This window comes from Campylobacter sp. CFSAN093229 (genome assembly GCF_011068225.1).
In the GTDB taxonomy this organism is placed as follows: domain Bacteria; phylum Campylobacterota; class Campylobacteria; order Campylobacterales; family Campylobacteraceae; genus Campylobacter_D; species Campylobacter_D jejuni.
Genome location: NZ_JAAMXB010000013.1, coordinates 31,355 through 48,425 on the forward strand (window position 1 = coordinate 31,355; position 17,071 = coordinate 48,425).

Genomic DNA, 17,071 nt, shown 5'->3' on the forward strand with positions numbered 1-17,071 from the left:
ATATTTTGAAAAGATTTATACTTATATCGGTTTAAATCTTATCTTGCTTTATAGTTTGCTATCTTTTTCTAATTGATTGATATTTAGCATTATAAATTTATAGCTTAGATAAATTACTAAAGGCCAAGCCAATAAAAACAAAGCATGTAACATTTTTTCTCCTTAATATGCGTGATCATCGTTTGCGATTTCTTCGCGTGTGATTTTTACTTTATCCATTGCATTCCAAACATAGATAATATAAGCTAAAACAAAAGGTACAAGTAAAGATACATAAGCCATGACGCTTAGAGTATAATAGCTTGAACTTGCATTTTTTAAAGTTAAAGAACTTTGCAAATCACTTAAAGATGGGTAAAAAGCACTTTGACCTAAACCAATGCTTGATAATAAAGCAAAAACCGTTAAAACCGTTCCAAGTCCTAGGGTAAAAATAGCTTTAGAGCAACCTTTTGCTCCTTGAACCATACCTAAAAGCACTAAAATCACACCGATAGCAAGCAAGATAGCAAAAATCATTTGATTTAAGAAATTATATAAATACAAATTCGCACTCATGCTTACAACTCCATTGGCATCTACGCTAAAACCATCTTTTAAAAAAATCCACGCTAAAAAACCTAAGAAAAAAGGTAAAAATAAAATACTATTGATCATAAGTTTTTTCATAGCTCTTATTTTGATATTCTCATCATTGATATTGTTCATAAAATACGCTGCGCCTAAAAGTCTTGCTAAAAATACCAAAGCTAAGCCTAAGAGATAATTAAAAGGATTGAGTAAAAGTTCTAAGCCGTGCAAAGGATTTTGCCAAGAAACAAAATTATGCTCATTTAAGATAAATTCAGAACCACTAAAAAAGCTACTTACTGCAACTCCGATTAAAAACACACCTAAATATCCATTGATTTTAAGAAAAATTTCATAGGTTTTAGAGCCATAAACATTATTTTCTTTTTTGCGATATTCATAAGCCACAGCTTGTAAAATAAAACAAAATAAAATACAAAGCCAAGCCCAATAAGCTCCACCAAAACTTGTACTATAAAAAAGTGGAAAAGCTGCAAAAGCTGCTCCGCCAAAAAGTACGAGAGTTGTAAAACCAAGCTCCCATTTACGCCCTAAAGAATTGACTAGCATGGTTTTTTCAAGCTCATCCTTGCTAAGCTCATTGATTAAAGTCTGTCCACCTTGGACAAAAAACATAAAAACTAAAAGTCCACCGAGCAAACTTAAAATCAACCACCAATAAATTTGCAAACCTTCAAGTTCTAAACCAAAAAACATTATTTTTCTCCTTTGCCCATAAGTGGAGTATGTCCTGCATATGCGTCAAAACCTTTTTTAATCTGAGTAAGTATGATTTTAACTTCTGCAATCAATAAGGCTGTAAAAAGCACTGCAAAAATCCAAAATGAAATTTGAACATTGACTTTTCCAAGTTGTGTTGCTGCGATATGTACGGGAAGTAAGTCTTGAATTGCCCAAGGTTGTCTGCCTACTTCAGCAACAATCCAGCCTGCTTCAGCGGCGATATAACCCAATGGAATGGATAACAAACACACCCAAAGTACTTTTCTAAATTTCTCAATATCATTTGCCATAGTAAGATAAAGTGTAACGATGAAAAGTAAAAAGAAAAAACTTCCTAAAGCAACCATGATGTGAAAGCTATAAAAAGTTAAAGCCACAGGCGGAATAGTATCACTTGGTTTTTCTAAATATCCATAACCAAAATCTTTAAAATGAGTTTCTAAAATGGATTTGTGATTTGCCATAGCTATTGTATCATTGTTTTCTTTAGCAAGTTTATAGTCTTTTAGAGCTTGTATAGCGATTTTTCCTCTATCGATACGATTTTGCATAGGTTCTATACCTTTGCTTTCATTTCCATAGATCAAATCTTCAATTCCTGGAACAAAAGAATTTGGATCACGGTTTCCTAGTATAGAAAGAGCGTAAGGTATAGTAATGTCAAATAAAAACACACTTTCGTTATTGTCTATGGTTTTTTTAGGGTTTAAAATTCCAAAAGGCACAAGCCCTGCACGATGTTCGCCTTGATAAACCCCTTCCATAGCTGCAAGTTTCATAGGTTGAGTTTGAGTTACACGATAAGCACTTTCATCTCCACTGAAAAATAAAAAGATTGAACAAACCAAACCAAAACTAGCTCCTACAACTAAGCTTTTTTTAGCCTCTATAATATGGCGTCCCTTTAACATAAACCAAGCTGAAATTCCCATTACAAATAAAGCTGAAATCACATAACCACTGCCTATGGTATGTAAAAATTTTGAAATAGCCACAGGAGAAAGTGCTACTTCAAAAAAGCTTTGCATTTCATTTCTTGCTGTATCAGGGTTAAAGCTCATTCCTACAGGATATTGCATCCAACCATTTGCCACTAAAATCCAAAAAGCAGAAAGATTGCTTCCTATAGCCACACACCAAGTTGAAAGTAAGTGAAAACCCTTACTTACTTTATCCCAGCCAAAAAACATAACTGCAAAAAAAGTAGCCTCTAAAAAAAATGCCATAATACCTTCAATCGCCAAAGGTGCACCAAAAATATCTCCCACAAACCAGCTATAATTTGCCCAGTTTGTTCCAAATTCAAATTCCATTATAATACCTGTAGCTACACCGATAGCAAAATTTATAGCAAATAATGAAAGCCAAAATTTGGTGATTTTTTTCCATCTTTCATTTTTAGTTTTTACATAGATAGTCTCCATGATAGCAATGATAAAAGATAAGCCTAAGGTTAAAGGCACAAACAAAAAATGATAAAGTGCAGTTAAAGCAAACTGCGCTCTTGACCAATCAACGCTATTAAGTTCGTTCATTTATTTTCCTTCGAGTGTAAGATTTTTGAGTACAAAAGTGCTTTTTTCTTTGTCGCTTTTAAAAATAGAATTAAAATTTACATCAAAAACAAAAAGTTTTAAAATCACAAACATAACAAAAAGTTTGATAAAGATAATTTTCCAAAGGGTCTTTCCAAGAGTTAAATTTTTAAAACCTTCTTTGTAAAAATTAAAAATTTGAGAAATACTAAAATATAAGTGTTTAAGATGCATGTAAATTCTACCTTTAAAAACAACAAAATAAAACATTTTAAGAAGCGGAAAATTATAATGAAAATTATGTTATTATTTTCTTAAAAAATTTAAATACATAATCAAGGTTTTTAATGCAAAAAATTAAAGTTTTTATTTTTTTTATGATTTTTTTCTTTAATGCATGTTCTTCTAAATTTTGAAAATGTAAATCCTTTGGGGCGTTCATTTGGAGAATTTGAAGATACTAATTCTTTTTCTTTAAAACTAGGACTTGAACCTATTTTTCCTACCAATCAAGAAATTCCAAGTTTAATTAGCAATGCTGATTTAGTACTTATTACTCCTATTTACCCCACCTTTAACTAGTAGCATCAACAATAATGCAATAAGACAACTTGCAAGTGGAGCAAACCCCTTAGATATCTTAATGATACAAGAAATAGGAACTTTACTAAGAATAGCCACTCCAATAGGACGCCATGTGCAACAAAGTGGAACGCCTATTGATGAATATGAGTAGAATTTGAGGACTCTTTCAAGACCTGATAGGGTTTTTAATTTATTATTCTCGCGTTGATGTAGGAGCTAATCGTGTAAATTTAGCTATAGTTTCAAGGCCCATTATAGGAATTCGCGATGGAAGTGATGCTTTTTTCAATATCTATGCTTTAGCCAATGGAGGAACAGATGTAGGAGTAATTATCACAGCCCGTAAATACACATTTTGTAAATATACCTCAAGCTAACTGGATGATAGCAGGGGATTTTAACCGTGATCCTTCTACTATAAACAAATACAGTGGATAGAGGATTAGCAAATAAAATTAGAGTGGTTTTTCCAACTAGTGCAACTCAAGCAAACGGAGGGGCTCTTGATTATGCAATTACAGGAAATTTAAACAGACAACAAGCCTATACTCCACCACTTTTAGCTGTGATTTTGATGCTTGTAAGTTTAAGATCATTTTCCAGTTAATTTTAGAAAATTTTAGGACATTTAATATGAAAAAATATGAAAAAAATTGTTGCTTTATTTTTTATGTTTATAACTTTAGCCTTTGCAACTCCTACTGGAGATTTGAAAGATTTTACCGAAATGGTTTCTATAAGAAGCTTGGAAACGGGAATTTTTTTAAGCGCCTTTAGAGATATCTCAAAAGATCCTATTGATCAAAATTGGAATATTAAAGAAATTGTTTTAAGCAATGAGTTAAAACAAAAAGATAAATTAGCTAATGAACTTCCTTTTGGTTATGTGCAATTTACAAATCCACAGGAAAGCGATCTTTGTTTGGCCATTCTAGAAGATGGAACCTTTGGAGCAAAATCTTGTCAAGATAATCTAAAAGATAGTAAACTAGAAACTGTATTTTCTATAATGCCAACAACAACTTCAGCTGTGCAAATTTGTTCTTTAGTTTTGGAATCTGATGAATGTATGGTAACTTTTTAATCCAAATATTCCTACACAAAAACGCTTTAGAATAGCCCCTTGCACCTTAGATCCTAATTTTTTATGAAGTAAACGAACTAATGATTATAACTCCATCTTTAACAGCTTCTACCCCTTTAGAATAAGATTTTTTCTTGTTCTATTTTTATATTTATTTAATATTTATGATATTACAAAAATACACAAAATAATCAATAACAACACAATATAATTTACTTTACTCTATAATTTTTTTATTTTAATTTAATTTTTTGTTACAATAAATTTATACATAAATAATTATCAAGGAGGAAAAATTGGAGCAAATTTTAACATGGCAACAAGTTTACGACCCTTTTTCAAACATTTGGCTAAGTGCTTTAGTGGCATTTTTACCTATACTATGTTTTTTAGTTTGTTTGGTTGTTTTAAAACTTAAAGGTTATCAAGCAGGTTTTTTAACTGTTATACTTGCTACTTTGGTAGCTTTATTTGCCTATAAAATGCCTTGGAATTTAGTGGGCGCAAGTTTTATTCAAGGCTTTACAAATGGTATGTGGCCTATAGCTTGGATTATCATTGCGGCAATCTTTCTTTACAAACTTTCTATCAAGTCGGGTTCTTTTGAAATCATTAAAAAAAGCGTGATGAGCATTACTCCAGATCATAGAATTCAAGTGATTTTAATAGGTTTTTGTTTTGGTTCATTTTTAGAGGGTGCTATAGGTTTTGGTGGCCCTGTGGCTATAACTGCTGCACTTTTAGTAGGACTTGGTTTGCGTCCTTTGCAAGCTGCAGGACTTTGTCTTATCGCAAATACCGCTCCTGTTGCTTTTGGTGCGGTGGGAATTCCTATTATTGCTATGGCAAATCTTGTCGGCATAGAACAGCATTCAGTTTCTGCTATGGTAGGTAGAATGCTAGTTCCTTTAAGTCTTGCTATACCTTTTTTCATAGTTTTTTTAATGGATGGATTTAAAGGCGTTAAAGAAACTTTTCCAGCTATTTTAGTTGCGGCACTAAGTTTTACAACTACTCAATTTTTAAGCTCAAATCACTTAGGAGCAGAATTACCTGATATTATCTCAGCTGTAGTTTCTTTAGCGGTTACAACTGTATTTTTAAAATTTTGGAAACCAAAAAATATTTTTAGATTTGATAATGAAAGCAATTTCACTCAAGATAACACTCTAAGCTTTAATCAAATTTTAAAAGCTTGGTCGCCTTTTATTTTACTCATTGTTTGTATTATCATTTGGACACAACCTTGGTTTAAAGCTCTCTTTGATAAGGATGGAATTTTAAGCTATACAAGCATTACTTTACAATTTAGCAATATCACAACTGGAATTTTAAGCCCTTCTATCACAGGCATAGGAGAAGCTAAGCCTTTATCTTTGGCTTTAGGCATAGATTTAATCAATGGAAAAACCGTAGCTCAAGCAGGAACAGCGATTTTGCTTGCAGCTTTTTTAAGTATAGCTATTTTAAAAATCAAAGCTGAAGATGCAGCAGAATGCTTTTGGGCTACTTTAAAAGAAATGGCTATACCTTGTATCACCATAGGTTTAGTTGTGGCTTTTGCTTTTATTTCTAAAAATAGTGGTATGAGCACTACTTTAGGGCTTGCTTTTGCACATACAGGTGATGCTTTTTCTTTCTTTTCACCAATCATTGGCTGGATAGGGGTATTTTTAACAGGCTCTGATACAAGTGCTAATTTACTTTTTGGAACCTTGCAACAAGTAAGTGCTCAAAAACTAGGTGTTAGTGAAGCTTTATTTTTAGCAGCTAATTCAGTAGGTGGGGTCGTTGGAAAGATGATCAGTCCACAAAGCATTGCTATAGCTTGCGCAGCAGTTGGACTTGTAGGAAAAGAATCTGATCTTTTCAAATTCACATTAAAATATTCTGTAGCTTTTATTGTTTTAATAGGAATTTGGACTTGCATTATAGCTTTTTTCTTACAAGGAATCATCCCTGAAGTTATAGTGAAATAATTAAAAATTTAAGTTTTATTTCAACAAATATTCGTTTTTAGAATATTTGTTGGAAATTTTACTTTGCTTTTATTTTTACAGGATTAGAATATTTATCCTAAATTATCCCAAAAGGAGAGATGATGAAAAAGGTGTATTTTTACGCCACATGCTTAGGAAGTGCTGCTATGCAACAAAGCGTTTTAAATGCAATAAAACTTTTAAGGCGTGAAGGTATTGAAGTGATTTTTAAAAAAAATCAAACCTGTTGCGCTCAACCTTCTTTTAACTCAGGTTATTTCGATGAAAGTCGTGAGATTGCTTTATATAATGTGGATTTATTTGATAAAGATTACCCCATCGTTGTGCCAAGCGGATCTTGTGCGGGTATGATGAGTCATGACTATAAAGAACTTTTTAAAAACAAACCTGAATTTTCTAAAGTCAAAGATTTTAGCTCTAGAGTCATAGAACTTTCACAATACCTTGATGAAGTTTTAAAAGTAGATTATGAAGATAAAGGTGCACCTATAAAAGTAACTTGGCATTCTAATTGCCATGCTTTAAGAGTGCAAAAAAGCATACAAGCGAGTAAAAATCTTATCAAAAAACTAAAAAATGTAGAATTAGTAGAACTTCAATACGAGGAAGAATGTTGTGGTTTTGGCGGAACTTTTTCAGTAAAAGAGCCTGAAATTTCAAATGCTATGGCAAGAAGTAAAATTAAAGATATACAAAATAGCGGTGCAAAATATCTCATCAGTGGCGATGGGGGTTGTCTTTTAAACATAGATGGCACAATGAAAAGAATGGGTTTAGATATAAAAGGCATACATTTATATGACTTTTTACTTAAACGTTTGGAAGGAGAAAGACTATGAGTCAAAAAATTCCTCACGAACAAATCGTTCAAATTAAACTCAATGACAAGCAAATGCAAGAAAATTTAATGACTGCCATGCATACTTTACAAAAAAATAGACTCAATGTTATTAATGCTAGATTTAAAGACTGGCAGGGTTTAAGAGCTAAAGCTAAACAAGCTAAAAACAATGCCTTAATGAGTTTAGAAGAAAGGCTTTTAGAATTTGAAAAAAATGCTACAAAAAATGGCATTAAAGTGCATTGGGCAAGTAGTGATGAAGATGCCTGTGAAATCGTCTATGAAATCATGAAAGAAAAAAATATTACCAAGCTTTTAAAAGGTAAATCTATGGCAAGCGAAGAAATAGGCCTAAATCACTACCTAGAAAAAAAAGGTTTAAAAGCTATAGAAACCGATCTTGGAGAGCTTATTTTACAGCTTAATGAAGAGCCTCCTTTACATATAGTTGTACCTGCTATACATAGAAACCGCCATGAAATCGGAGAAATTTTCAAAGAAAAATTAGGAGCGAATTTAGAAAACAATGAACCTGAAAGTTTAAATGCGGTAGCTAGAGAGCATTTAAGAAAAGATTTTGAAGGCTTAAAACTTGGACTTAGTGGGGTCAATTTTGCCATGTCAAGAGAAGGAGCTTTTTGGCTTATAGAAAATGAAGGAAACGGTAGAATGTGCACTACAGCACCTGATATTCATATCGCACTTTGCGGCATAGAAAAAGTCATGGAAAGCTTTGAAGATGCGGCTACTATGGTTTCTTTACTCACTCCTTCAGCCACAGGACAATTTATACCAACTTATAATAATATCATTACAGGCCCTAGAAAAAATGGGGATTTAGATGGTCCTAAAGAAGTGCATGTGATTTTATTTGATCACAATCGCTCTAAAATGTTAGCTCATGAGGATTATTATGAGGCTTTGCGTTGTATTCGATGTGGGGCTTGTATGAATTTTTGCCCTGTTTATGATCAAATCGGCGGACATGCCTATCAAACCACTTATCCAGGACCTATAGGAGAAGTAATCAGTCCTAATATTTTTGGTATAGATCATACAGGAGATATTTTAAATTTCTGTTCACTTTGTGGGCGTTGTTCTGAAGTTTGTCCAGTGCAAATTCCTTTGGCTGATCTTATTCGCAAATTAAGATGTGATAAAATAGGACAAGGTAAAAATCCACCTTTAGGAGCAAATAATGTTCATCGCAATGCCTTAGAAGCCTTTGCTTTTAAACAATTTAAAAATATCGCAACCAATGGCAATAAATGGCGTTTTTCACTTTCAAAAGCACATTATTTCAACTGGACGGTACAAAATTTCGCAAGCGTTTTACCTGTGATTAAAAAATGGCACGCTTTTAAAGAATTACCTCAAATTAAAATGGATCTTTATAAAGAAGTGCAAAAACTAGAAGGAGTAAGCTATGAGTAAAATCGATGAAATTTCAAGCAAAAGTAAAGCAAGTATTTTAGAACATCTTAAAAAAGCTTACAAAGAAACAACGTTCACACGCATTGAAAGTATAGATCCTGTAGAACATATCCAAACCACCCAAGATATGCTTGCAGAAATGAAACAAAAAATGAATGATAACAAATACATCGTTGAAAATGCTACAAAAGATACCTTAGAAGAAAAAATCAATGAAATTATCGCAAAATATGACTTTAAAAGTATGATTTATGGGCTAGATTTAAATTTAAATTTAGAACAAATCAAAGCAGAAAAAAAGATTTGCTTTGATAAAGAAATCGAAAATTTAAGATCTGAGGTTTTTCATAGTGATTTTTCCATCATTCATGCAAGAGCAGGGGTAAGCTCTCACGGAGTTGCACTTGTACCTTCAAGCAAAACTCAACCTAGAATGCTAAGCCTTGCACCTAAACTTTGTATAGTGCTACTTAAAAAAGAAAATGTTGTTAAAAGTCTTAGCGAGGCTTTAAATTTGGTAAAAAAAGAAAATGAAATCTTACCTACTAATATCTTATTTATAGCAGGGCCTTCAAGAACAGCAGATATAGAACTTATCACTATTTTTGGTGTTCATGGGCCACAAATTGCACATATTATTATTTACTGATTCTATACTAGAATCAGTAAGTCTTAATTTTTAATATTAATTATATATATTTTTTATATTATACAAATATAAATAAAATAAATAATTTTCAATTAATAATATTTTAATAAAATATAATATTTCACTCAAATATATGAAATTAATTTTAAATACAAAAATTAAAGAAGGTGCTTTTGGATAAACTAATTCCAACTTGGAATGAAAAATACAGTATTCATGACACAATGATTGACATTCAACACCAAAAACTTTTTGAACTTGCAGCAAAAATAGAAAATATGGTTTATAAATTTGTTCAAAGAGATGAGTTAAAAGAAATTTTAATAGAACTTTTTAACTATAATAAAAGAACATTTTAGCAACGAAGAAGATTATATGCAATAAATTCATTATCCTTGTTTAAATGAACACAAAATCATGTATAAAATATCATTCATGATATGTCTTATCTTATACAAAACATAAAAACCACTAATGATTTAAAAGAGAAGCTTTACACAGTTTCTAAAAAATTGCTTTTAGAACATATACTCTATGAAGATATGAAAGTTGAACAATACAGAAGATCTTCTTTAGCTTCTGAAGATGATGGGGGAGGTAAGCTTTGAAGAAGTCAAAGAAGAAAAAGATGATGAAAATGCAGTTTATCTTTATACATGTGAATGCGTAGGACAAATGCATGATGTACCTTTTGGAATTCATCAAAAATTCAACTTAAGGGTGTAAAATTTAAATGTAAAAAATGTAAAGAAGCCATACAGTTTTATAAAAAATATTCAGAAAATTTCTAATTAACTATTTATGCGTTAAAATAATAAATAAAGTATAAGTTAGTCAAAGAAGGAAATTTAATGGATAAAAAATAAAATATTTTATTTTGGATAAATTTGACTATTCCTATCCTATACTAACCAAAGATACAAAATGCTCATTTTGTGAAAATTTTTTCCCAATAGAATATAGCTCAAACTTAAAAACAATAGAAAAAGAATGTCCATTTTTCAATAATAAAATGGACATTAAACTTAAAAACTAAGCCTTAGTTTTACTTACAATATTAATAATATTTGAAGCTACTTCATCAGCAAGCTCTAAATGAGAAGTAAAGCCTACACAAGAACAATTAATCTCGCCTAAAACATATTTATCATTGCCCTTTTCATCAGTATCTAAAATAAAATCAGCCGTCCAAATCAATGGTAAGTCGTAATTGCCTAATCTTTCCCTTACCTTAGGAAGCTCGCCTAAAAACATATCCACCAAAGTTTTCCAATCTTCTGGCTTATCATAACGATATTTTGCCCCACTAAAAAGCGTAGCAGAAAAAGCATCGGCATCTTCGGCTGGTTTTTTATGTACTACATTTACAGGAGTGTTATAAAGCATTAAAAGTCTGATTTCACCTTCTTTAATGCGCGGTAAAAAAGTCTATCCACAAGCATACCATTATCACCTATGATATATTGCTCACAAAAATCCATAAATTCCCCAAGCTCTCTATGTTCTACATGATTATCCTTAGCTTCCGTACACTTGATTTTTGTGTTTAAAGGCAAACTATCTCCACTAACGCTACCCTCTACACTCACACGCCAAATTCCCTCTCCTGTAGAACCACGATTTTGCTTTAAAACCCTTTCACCTTTAGCCAAACTTTTTGGAAAATTTTCTTTAAAAGTCTTAATATCATAGTAAGCATAAGTATCGCTTGGAACAAGATCAGTATCTGCTAATTTTGTAAGTGCATCTTTAGCACCATAACCTATCATAGCATCAGGATGAGGCATACCTACAAGCTTATCAGCACAAAGTTTTCTTAACATATCAAAATACTCATTTTCTTCTTTAAGATTGCCAGGATTGATGCGAGAAACATAACCATCAAAATTTTCTTTCACATATTTGTAAATTTCATCTTTTTTACTCACTTCAAAAAAAATCACTCAGCATTCCAACCCTTAGCTTTTAAGGCATTTACCATAGGTATAGTATCTTTTCTATAACCATCTTCACCTTTATCACTCCCACCTTTAACTTCAAAAAAAACAATATTTTTTTTCATTATTTTACTCCTTATCTAAAATATAAATAATTATTGCATAAAAATATTACAAAAATTAAATAAAAATATTTATATATTTTATCTAGCGTTTATAAAACTGCTATTAGCCTTATAAGCGATTTCGATTAAGCTTTTACTTATCAAGTTTGATGCTTGTCCTTCTAGGCGGTTAAGAAATTTATCAATCTTATTTTCTTCTTTCCAAACGGGATTTGAAACATTAGCAAGTTTTTCAAGCTCCTTTTTAGCATTTTCATAATTACTAAGCTCATCTATAAGACCAAGCTCCTTAGCCTTGGCAGCTAAAAACACTCTTGCATTTGCCCATTGATCTTTTTTGTTAAGATCTAATGCTCTTTCCTTAGCAACAAAACCTGTAAAAAGATCATAACTTTGATCAATTAAACCCTGTAAAAAATTTCTTTCATTCTCATTCCAAGCTCTTGCAAAAGTTCCAGCACTTTTAAATTCACCTGCTTGAATAGTTTGTTCTTTAATACCGAGTTTATTAGCCAATCCACTTAAATCAGCTCCTTGCATAATCACACCGATAGAGCCTATAAAACTTGCCGGATTGGCTAAAATTTTATTTGCTCCAACTCCTGCTAAATAACTTCCACTTGCCATAGTTCCGCTTGCATAGACAAGCACAGGCTTTTTAATTTTTAAATCCTTTATAGCTAGAGCTAGTTCCATACTAGGAGCAAAAGCTCCACCAGGAGAGTCTACAACAAAAAGCACTCCTTTGATATTGCTATCATTTTTAGCATTGATAATTTTTTCTAAAACCGCAGAGCTATCAAAAATTTCACCCTTTAAATCAATGCGTTCTAAATTTGCAAGATTGGAGCTTGAATTTACACTAGGCATTAAAATCCATATAACAATCAACAATAAAACAAAGGTTTTAAAATAAGTATTGATAAATTTTATTCCACGCCCTAAAGCCTTAAAAAATGATTTTAAAATTTGCATTCTTTTCCTTTTATAAATAATTTATCCACTTCCTTAGCATTTAAAATAAACTGCAAAGGAGCTTGCTTTTTATCACATTCTCCTAGCTCAAATACGCTAAAATCAGCAATTTTACCTTTTTTAAGCTCTCCTAAATTTAAATTTAAAGCCCTTGCAGGATAAAGTGTTACCATTTGCAAAAGCTTAGAAGCTAACTCCAATAAATCAAAATTCTTATGTATAAGCAAATTCGCGCGCATTTCATCAAGTAAGGACAATGAAATATTTGAGCTAAGTCCATCGGTTCCTAAATGGATATTCAATCCACTTTTTAAAGCTGTTTTTAAATCTAAGCTTTTTTGACTTAAAAGGCGATTTGAAAATGCACAATGTGTAATAGAATGTAAATTTTTATCTAACCATTCATATTCTTTTAGATAAACACAATGCGTAAAAAGAGTCCTTATTCCTTTAAAGAGTTTAGCAAAATCCTTTGGTGTATAAAGAGGCTTAGGATGAAGTGTGAAATTTTCAAGCCATTTTTTAAAACCCCCTTTAGACTCTCTAAGCCAGATATTTTCAGTCTTACTTTCTAAAAAATGCGTACTAACTAGTAAATTTTGCTTTTTAGCTAAATCAAGAGCAAAATAAGCCAAACTAGGATGAGTTGAATAAGGAGAATGAATCGAAATTGCTGGGATAAAAAAATCATTTTTAAATTTCGAAGAATTTTCAAATCTTTTTAAAAATTCTTGTTTTTTATCTTCAACTTGATTTTCATTTGTACCCAAAATTTCATTAAAAAATACTACACGTATACCCTTTTGACTAGCCTTTAAACAAGGATCTAAATCACTCCCAAAACTTGAAATTTCACCTATAGTGCCTATACCGCTTTTTTGCATTTTTTTAATGCTTTGAAGTATTAATTCTTCTTTGGCCTGCGCATTTAACATGGAACGAGAATTTATAACACTTTTAAGCCAAATTAAAAATTCTCCAAAATGTAAAGTTGTTGAATTTGCACTAAATTCTAAGTGTGTGTGAGGATTTATAAAAGCAGGTAAAATAACCGAATTTTTAGGTGTTTTGATAATTTTAGCCTTGGGATATTTTTTTCTTAAATTATCCAATTCACCCAATTCTAAAATTTTATCTTCAAAAACAAAGGCTTGATTTTCTAGTATTGTAAAATCTTCATCGCATAAAAAAAGATATCTTGCAGCAGCTATAAACACGATTTTCCTTTCAAAAATTACATTGTAGCAAAAATTTATTTTTAAAATGTTATAATAAAAGGTTAAAAATAAATTTTTAAGGTTAAATCCATGAAAATAATGATTATCCAAGGCCCAAATGTTAATATGCTTGGCGTAAGAGAAGTGGGAATTTATGGTGCTATGAAAATGGAAGAAATTCATGAGCAAATGAAACTTGCAGCATCGCAAAACAATGTAGAACTTGACTTTTTCCAAAGTAATTTTGAAGGTGAAATCGTAGATAAAATTCAAGAATGCCTTGGAACAGTTGATGGAATTATTATCAATGCAGCAGGCTATACTCATACTTCAGTAGCTATTCGCGATGCTATTGCAGCAGTAGCTTTACCTACAATTGAAGTACATATTAGCAATGTTTATCGCAGAGAAGAATTTCGTCAAAAAAGTCTTATAGCGCCTGTATGTTCTGGAACTATTGTTGGTTTTGGTCCTTTTGGCTATCACTTGGCTTTAATGGGTATAATTCAAATTTGCGAACAAATAAAAAATTTGCGCGCGATGCAACAAGCACAACAAACGAATAAATAATAATGCTAAAAATTCAAGGAGTAAAACACTTTGAAAAAAGTCGTTTTTTTCCTTTTTTTAGTCAAAATATACGATCTTTTAAATATTTAGCTCTTATAGGCTTAGGAAGCAATATAGAGCCCGAAAAAAAAAGATTTGATATGCTTTTTCGAGTAATGATGGATGATAAAAGATTTAAAATTTTATCCACATCTCCTATGTTGATAAATGAAGCCTTTGGTTTTAAAGAGCAAAAAGATTTTACCAATGCTGTTATGTTGATACAAACTAATTTGCATGCACGAGCACTTTTGAAAGTTTTACTTTATTATGAAGTAAAATTTAAACGCAAGAGAACTTTCAAAAACGCTCCTAGAACGCTTGATTTAGATCTTTTATACTTTTCACAAAAAGTCAAGCGTGATAAGTGGTGTGAGGTGCCTCATAAAGGGGCTAAAGAAAGAGTGAGTGTAATTTTGCCTTTAGGCATGATATAAGGAATATAAATGGGACAACTTATACATACTTTTACCGTTGAAGATACAGAACAAATTATACCCAAAGTAAAAGAAGATTACGGAGATAAAGCTTTAATTATAACAAATAAACAAATTCGTCCTAAAACCTTAAATCGCAGTGCGCTTTATGAGGTTATGGTAGCCATAGAAGAAAGCGACTATGAAGAACACTTAAAAAAACAAGGAAAATCTTTACCTGCAAAAAAAAGCTCGCCAAAACCATCCTCTACCTCTCTTGCAGAAGAAAAAATTAGATCTCAAATCCCTCAAGAAGATGAAGATGTAGTCTTGGATTTCTCAAACACTCGCTTAAATACAAATTTAAACACTGTAAAAAACAATGACTTAGCTAAAAAGACCTATCAAGATTTTCCACAAAACAAAATCAACCCTCATCAAAATAAGACTCTAGGCTTTGATGATTTTAAAGAAAAACTAAGTGAAGTTAGCAATGAAATTTCTAAAGTCACAAACACACCTTTAGAAAATTACACCCCTAATCCAAATTATAATAAAAAAATAGAAAATTTTGAAAAGCAATTTGAAAAACAAATCAACAAGCTTAACGATAAAATAGATCTTCTTGCAGATATGATGTGGGACGATAAAGCTGAAGCTAGAAAAAATCTTATGATACCTCCTGAATTTGCAAGTATTTATAAACAAGCCAAAGAAAGTGGAATGCTTGAAAATCATCTAGAAGCGATTATGAAAGCAACTATAGAAAATATGCCAGCTGCTATGAAAACCAACAAAGATGCGGTTCAAAGATATTTTCACTCACTTTTAAGAAATATCTTGCCTTGTCGTGTTGAAAGCGATATAAAAAAACAAAAAATCATGATGCTAGTAGGCCCAACAGGAGTCGGAAAAACAACAACCTTAGCTAAGTTAGCTTTTCGCTATGCTTATGGAGATAAGCGTTATAAAACAGGTATTATTACGCTTGATACTTATAGAATCGGTGCGGTTGAGCAACTTTTTCAGTATGCAAAAATGATGAAACTTCCTATTATTGATAGCATAGAACCAAAGGATTTAGATGAAGCGATAAAAAGCTTAAATAATTGCGAAGTAATTTTAGTTGATACTATAGGAAATTCACAATACGATCAAAGTAAACTTGCTAAAACTAAAGAATTTTTAATGCACTCAAATGCAGAAATTGATGTAAATTTAGTGGTTTCTGCAAACACCAAACATGAAGATTTAATGGAAATTTATAAAAATTTTTCATTCTTAAATATTGATACTTTGATTATTACTAAATTTGATGAAACAAAGGTTTTTGGAAATATCTTCTCTCTTATTTATGAAACAAATATTCCTCTAAGCTTTTTCTCTACAGGACAAGAAGTGCCAGATGATTTAGAAGTAGCCAATAGTGATTTTCTAGTTCATTGTATTTTAGAAGGGTTTAACAAAGGAAAAAATAATGAATAACCAAGCAAATAAACTTCGCAATCTCATGAGTCAAAATGGAACCAAAAAATCCCAAAACACTCATTTTATAGCTATTACAAGTGGAAAAGGTGGCGTTGGAAAAAGTACGATTAGCGCAAATCTAGCCAATGTTTTAGCAAATAATGGCTATAAAGTTGGGCTTTTTGATGCTGATATTGGCTTGGCAAATTTGGATGTCATTTTAAATGTACGCATACAAAAAAATCTCTTGCATGTTTTACGCGGAGAATGTTCTTTGGAAGATATTTTAATAGAAGTTAAGCCAAATTTATGGCTCATCCCAGGCGAAAGTGGAGATGAGATTTTAAAATATAATGATAAAAATATTTACGAGAGATTTTTAAATCAAGCAAGTATTTTAGATGAGCTTGATTTTCTTATTATCGACACAGGTGCGGGTATTGGTGGAAATATTTTAAATTTTTTAGAAATGGCTGATGAAGTTATAGTAGTAACCGTTCCTGATCCTGCAGCAATTACCGATGCGTATGCAACCATAAAAACAACTTCTAAGACAAAAGAAAATTTACTAATGCTCTTTAATGTTGTAAAAAATGAAAATGAAGCTTTAAAAGTTTTTGAAAATATTAAAAAAGTTGCAGATGCAAACATTAAAAATCCTTTAAATTTAGAATTCTTAGGTCATTTAAGCGCTTCTAAAGATGTAAGTGGTAGTATTAAAAAAAGAACTTTATTTAGCGATGAAAACACAGCCTCAAGTGATGAGCTTAAAGCCCTAGCCTCCAAGCTTTTATATAGATTGGAACGGAAAGTGCTTGATAATGTTTCAAATCGTAGTTTTTCAAGTTTTTTTAGAAAAATTATTGAAAGATTTTAGCAATAA

The 17,071-nt window shown here is 31.3% G+C and carries 14 protein-coding genes and 4 pseudogenes; 12 read left to right on the forward strand and 6 right to left on the reverse strand.

What is annotated here, in order from left to right:
- Positions 1 to 162 precede the first annotated feature (162 nt).
- From cydB to FBE93_RS07440, 3 genes are read right to left on the reverse strand one after another with little or no spacing between them, the layout of a single operon-like run.
- Positions 163 to 1,287: a cytochrome d ubiquinol oxidase subunit II gene (gene cydB / locus FBE93_RS07430; RefSeq protein ID WP_002932939.1), complete on the reverse strand. Its 1,125-nt coding sequence runs from the start codon at positions 1,285 to 1,287 to the stop codon at positions 163 to 165.
- Positions 1,287 to 2,849 carry a cytochrome ubiquinol oxidase subunit I gene (locus tag FBE93_RS07435; RefSeq protein ID WP_002932940.1) on the reverse strand — a complete coding sequence of 521 codons (1,563 nt, stop codon included), beginning with the start codon at positions 2,847 to 2,849 and terminating at the stop codon, positions 1,287 to 1,289. The genes cydB and FBE93_RS07435 overlap by 1 nt, the downstream gene beginning before the upstream one ends.
- Positions 2,850 to 3,083 carry a DUF4492 domain-containing protein gene (locus tag FBE93_RS07440; protein WP_002860921.1) on the reverse strand — a complete coding sequence of 78 codons (234 nt, stop codon included), beginning with the start codon at positions 3,081 to 3,083 and terminating at the stop codon, positions 2,850 to 2,852.
- 159 nt (positions 3,084 to 3,242) lie between these two features.
- Between FBE93_RS07440 and FBE93_RS07445 the strand changes: the two genes are divergently transcribed.
- From FBE93_RS07445 to FBE93_RS08515, 8 genes and pseudogenes are all read left to right on the forward strand, one after another.
- Complete coding sequence (locus FBE93_RS07445) at positions 3,243 to 3,431, forward strand: hypothetical protein (RefSeq protein WP_002932941.1); 189 nt, start codon at positions 3,243 to 3,245, stop codon at positions 3,429 to 3,431.
- Between the two features lie 10 nt (positions 3,432 to 3,441).
- Positions 3,442 to 4,057 (forward strand): annotated as a pseudogene (locus tag FBE93_RS08370) (endonuclease/exonuclease/phosphatase family protein); the annotation flags it as partial.
- Positions 4,058 to 4,077: 20 nt separating this feature from the next.
- Positions 4,078 to 4,643 (forward strand): annotated as a pseudogene (locus FBE93_RS07455) (cytolethal distending toxin subunit A/C).
- A gap of 171 nt (positions 4,644 to 4,814) precedes the next feature.
- Positions 4,815 to 6,497, forward strand: a complete 1,683-nt coding sequence (locus FBE93_RS07460) for an L-lactate permease (RefSeq protein WP_165434336.1) — start codon at positions 4,815 to 4,817, stop codon at positions 6,495 to 6,497.
- Between the two features lie 119 nt (positions 6,498 to 6,616).
- Positions 6,617 to 7,357 carry a (Fe-S)-binding protein gene (locus FBE93_RS07465; RefSeq protein WP_072225814.1) on the forward strand — a complete coding sequence of 247 codons (741 nt, stop codon included), beginning with the start codon at positions 6,617 to 6,619 and terminating at the stop codon, positions 7,355 to 7,357.
- Positions 7,354 to 8,793, forward strand: a complete 1,440-nt coding sequence (locus FBE93_RS07470; RefSeq protein WP_165434337.1) for a LutB/LldF family L-lactate oxidation iron-sulfur protein — start codon at positions 7,354 to 7,356, stop codon at positions 8,791 to 8,793. Before FBE93_RS07465 ends, FBE93_RS07470 begins: the two co-directional genes overlap by 4 nt.
- A complete protein-coding gene (locus tag FBE93_RS07475) occupies positions 8,786 to 9,442 on the forward strand; it encodes a lactate utilization protein C (protein WP_002932947.1) in 657 nt (218 codons plus the stop codon). The genes FBE93_RS07470 and FBE93_RS07475 overlap by 8 nt, the downstream gene beginning before the upstream one ends.
- Before the next feature lie 173 nt (positions 9,443 to 9,615).
- Positions 9,616 to 10,233, forward strand: a pseudogene (locus FBE93_RS08515) (hemerythrin domain-containing protein).
- A gap of 241 nt (positions 10,234 to 10,474) precedes the next feature.
- On the opposite strand, the pseudogene FBE93_RS07490 reads toward FBE93_RS08515, so the two are convergent.
- From FBE93_RS07490 to FBE93_RS07500, 3 genes and pseudogenes are all read right to left on the reverse strand, one after another.
- Positions 10,475 to 11,504 (reverse strand): annotated as a pseudogene (locus FBE93_RS07490) (Cj0069 family protein).
- A 78-nt stretch (positions 11,505 to 11,582) separates the two neighbouring features.
- On the reverse strand, positions 11,583 to 12,479 hold the full coding sequence (sppA, locus tag FBE93_RS07495; protein WP_165434338.1) for a signal peptide peptidase SppA: 897 nt from the start codon (positions 12,477 to 12,479) through the stop codon (positions 11,583 to 11,585).
- The gene (locus tag FBE93_RS07500) at positions 12,467 to 13,696 is read right to left on the reverse strand and encodes a metal-dependent hydrolase (protein WP_002933932.1); all 1,230 of its coding nucleotides are present in this window, start codon (positions 13,694 to 13,696) and stop codon (positions 12,467 to 12,469) included. The genes sppA and FBE93_RS07500 overlap by 13 nt, the downstream gene beginning before the upstream one ends.
- Positions 13,697 to 13,786: 90 nt before the next feature.
- Here FBE93_RS07500 and aroQ point away from each other — a divergent pair, with 90 nt between their 5' ends.
- The 4 genes from aroQ to flhG are packed head-to-tail and all read left to right on the forward strand — an operon-like array spanning position 13,787 to position 17,065.
- The gene (gene aroQ / locus FBE93_RS07505) at positions 13,787 to 14,266 is read left to right on the forward strand and encodes a type II 3-dehydroquinate dehydratase (protein WP_002852001.1); all 480 of its coding nucleotides are present in this window, start codon (positions 13,787 to 13,789) and stop codon (positions 14,264 to 14,266) included.
- Positions 14,267 to 14,268: 2 nt separating this feature from the next.
- Complete coding sequence (gene folK, locus FBE93_RS07510; RefSeq protein WP_002851803.1) at positions 14,269 to 14,742, forward strand: 2-amino-4-hydroxy-6-hydroxymethyldihydropteridine diphosphokinase; 474 nt, start codon at positions 14,269 to 14,271, stop codon at positions 14,740 to 14,742.
- 9 nt (positions 14,743 to 14,751) lie between these two features.
- The gene (gene flhF, locus FBE93_RS07515) at positions 14,752 to 16,206 is read left to right on the forward strand and encodes a flagellar biosynthesis protein FlhF (protein WP_002933926.1); all 1,455 of its coding nucleotides are present in this window, start codon (positions 14,752 to 14,754) and stop codon (positions 16,204 to 16,206) included.
- Complete coding sequence (gene flhG / locus FBE93_RS07520; protein WP_002854691.1) at positions 16,199 to 17,065, forward strand: flagella biosynthesis ATPase FlhG; 867 nt, start codon at positions 16,199 to 16,201, stop codon at positions 17,063 to 17,065. The genes flhF and flhG overlap by 8 nt, the downstream gene beginning before the upstream one ends.
- The last annotated feature ends 6 nt before the right edge of the window (positions 17,066 to 17,071 follow it).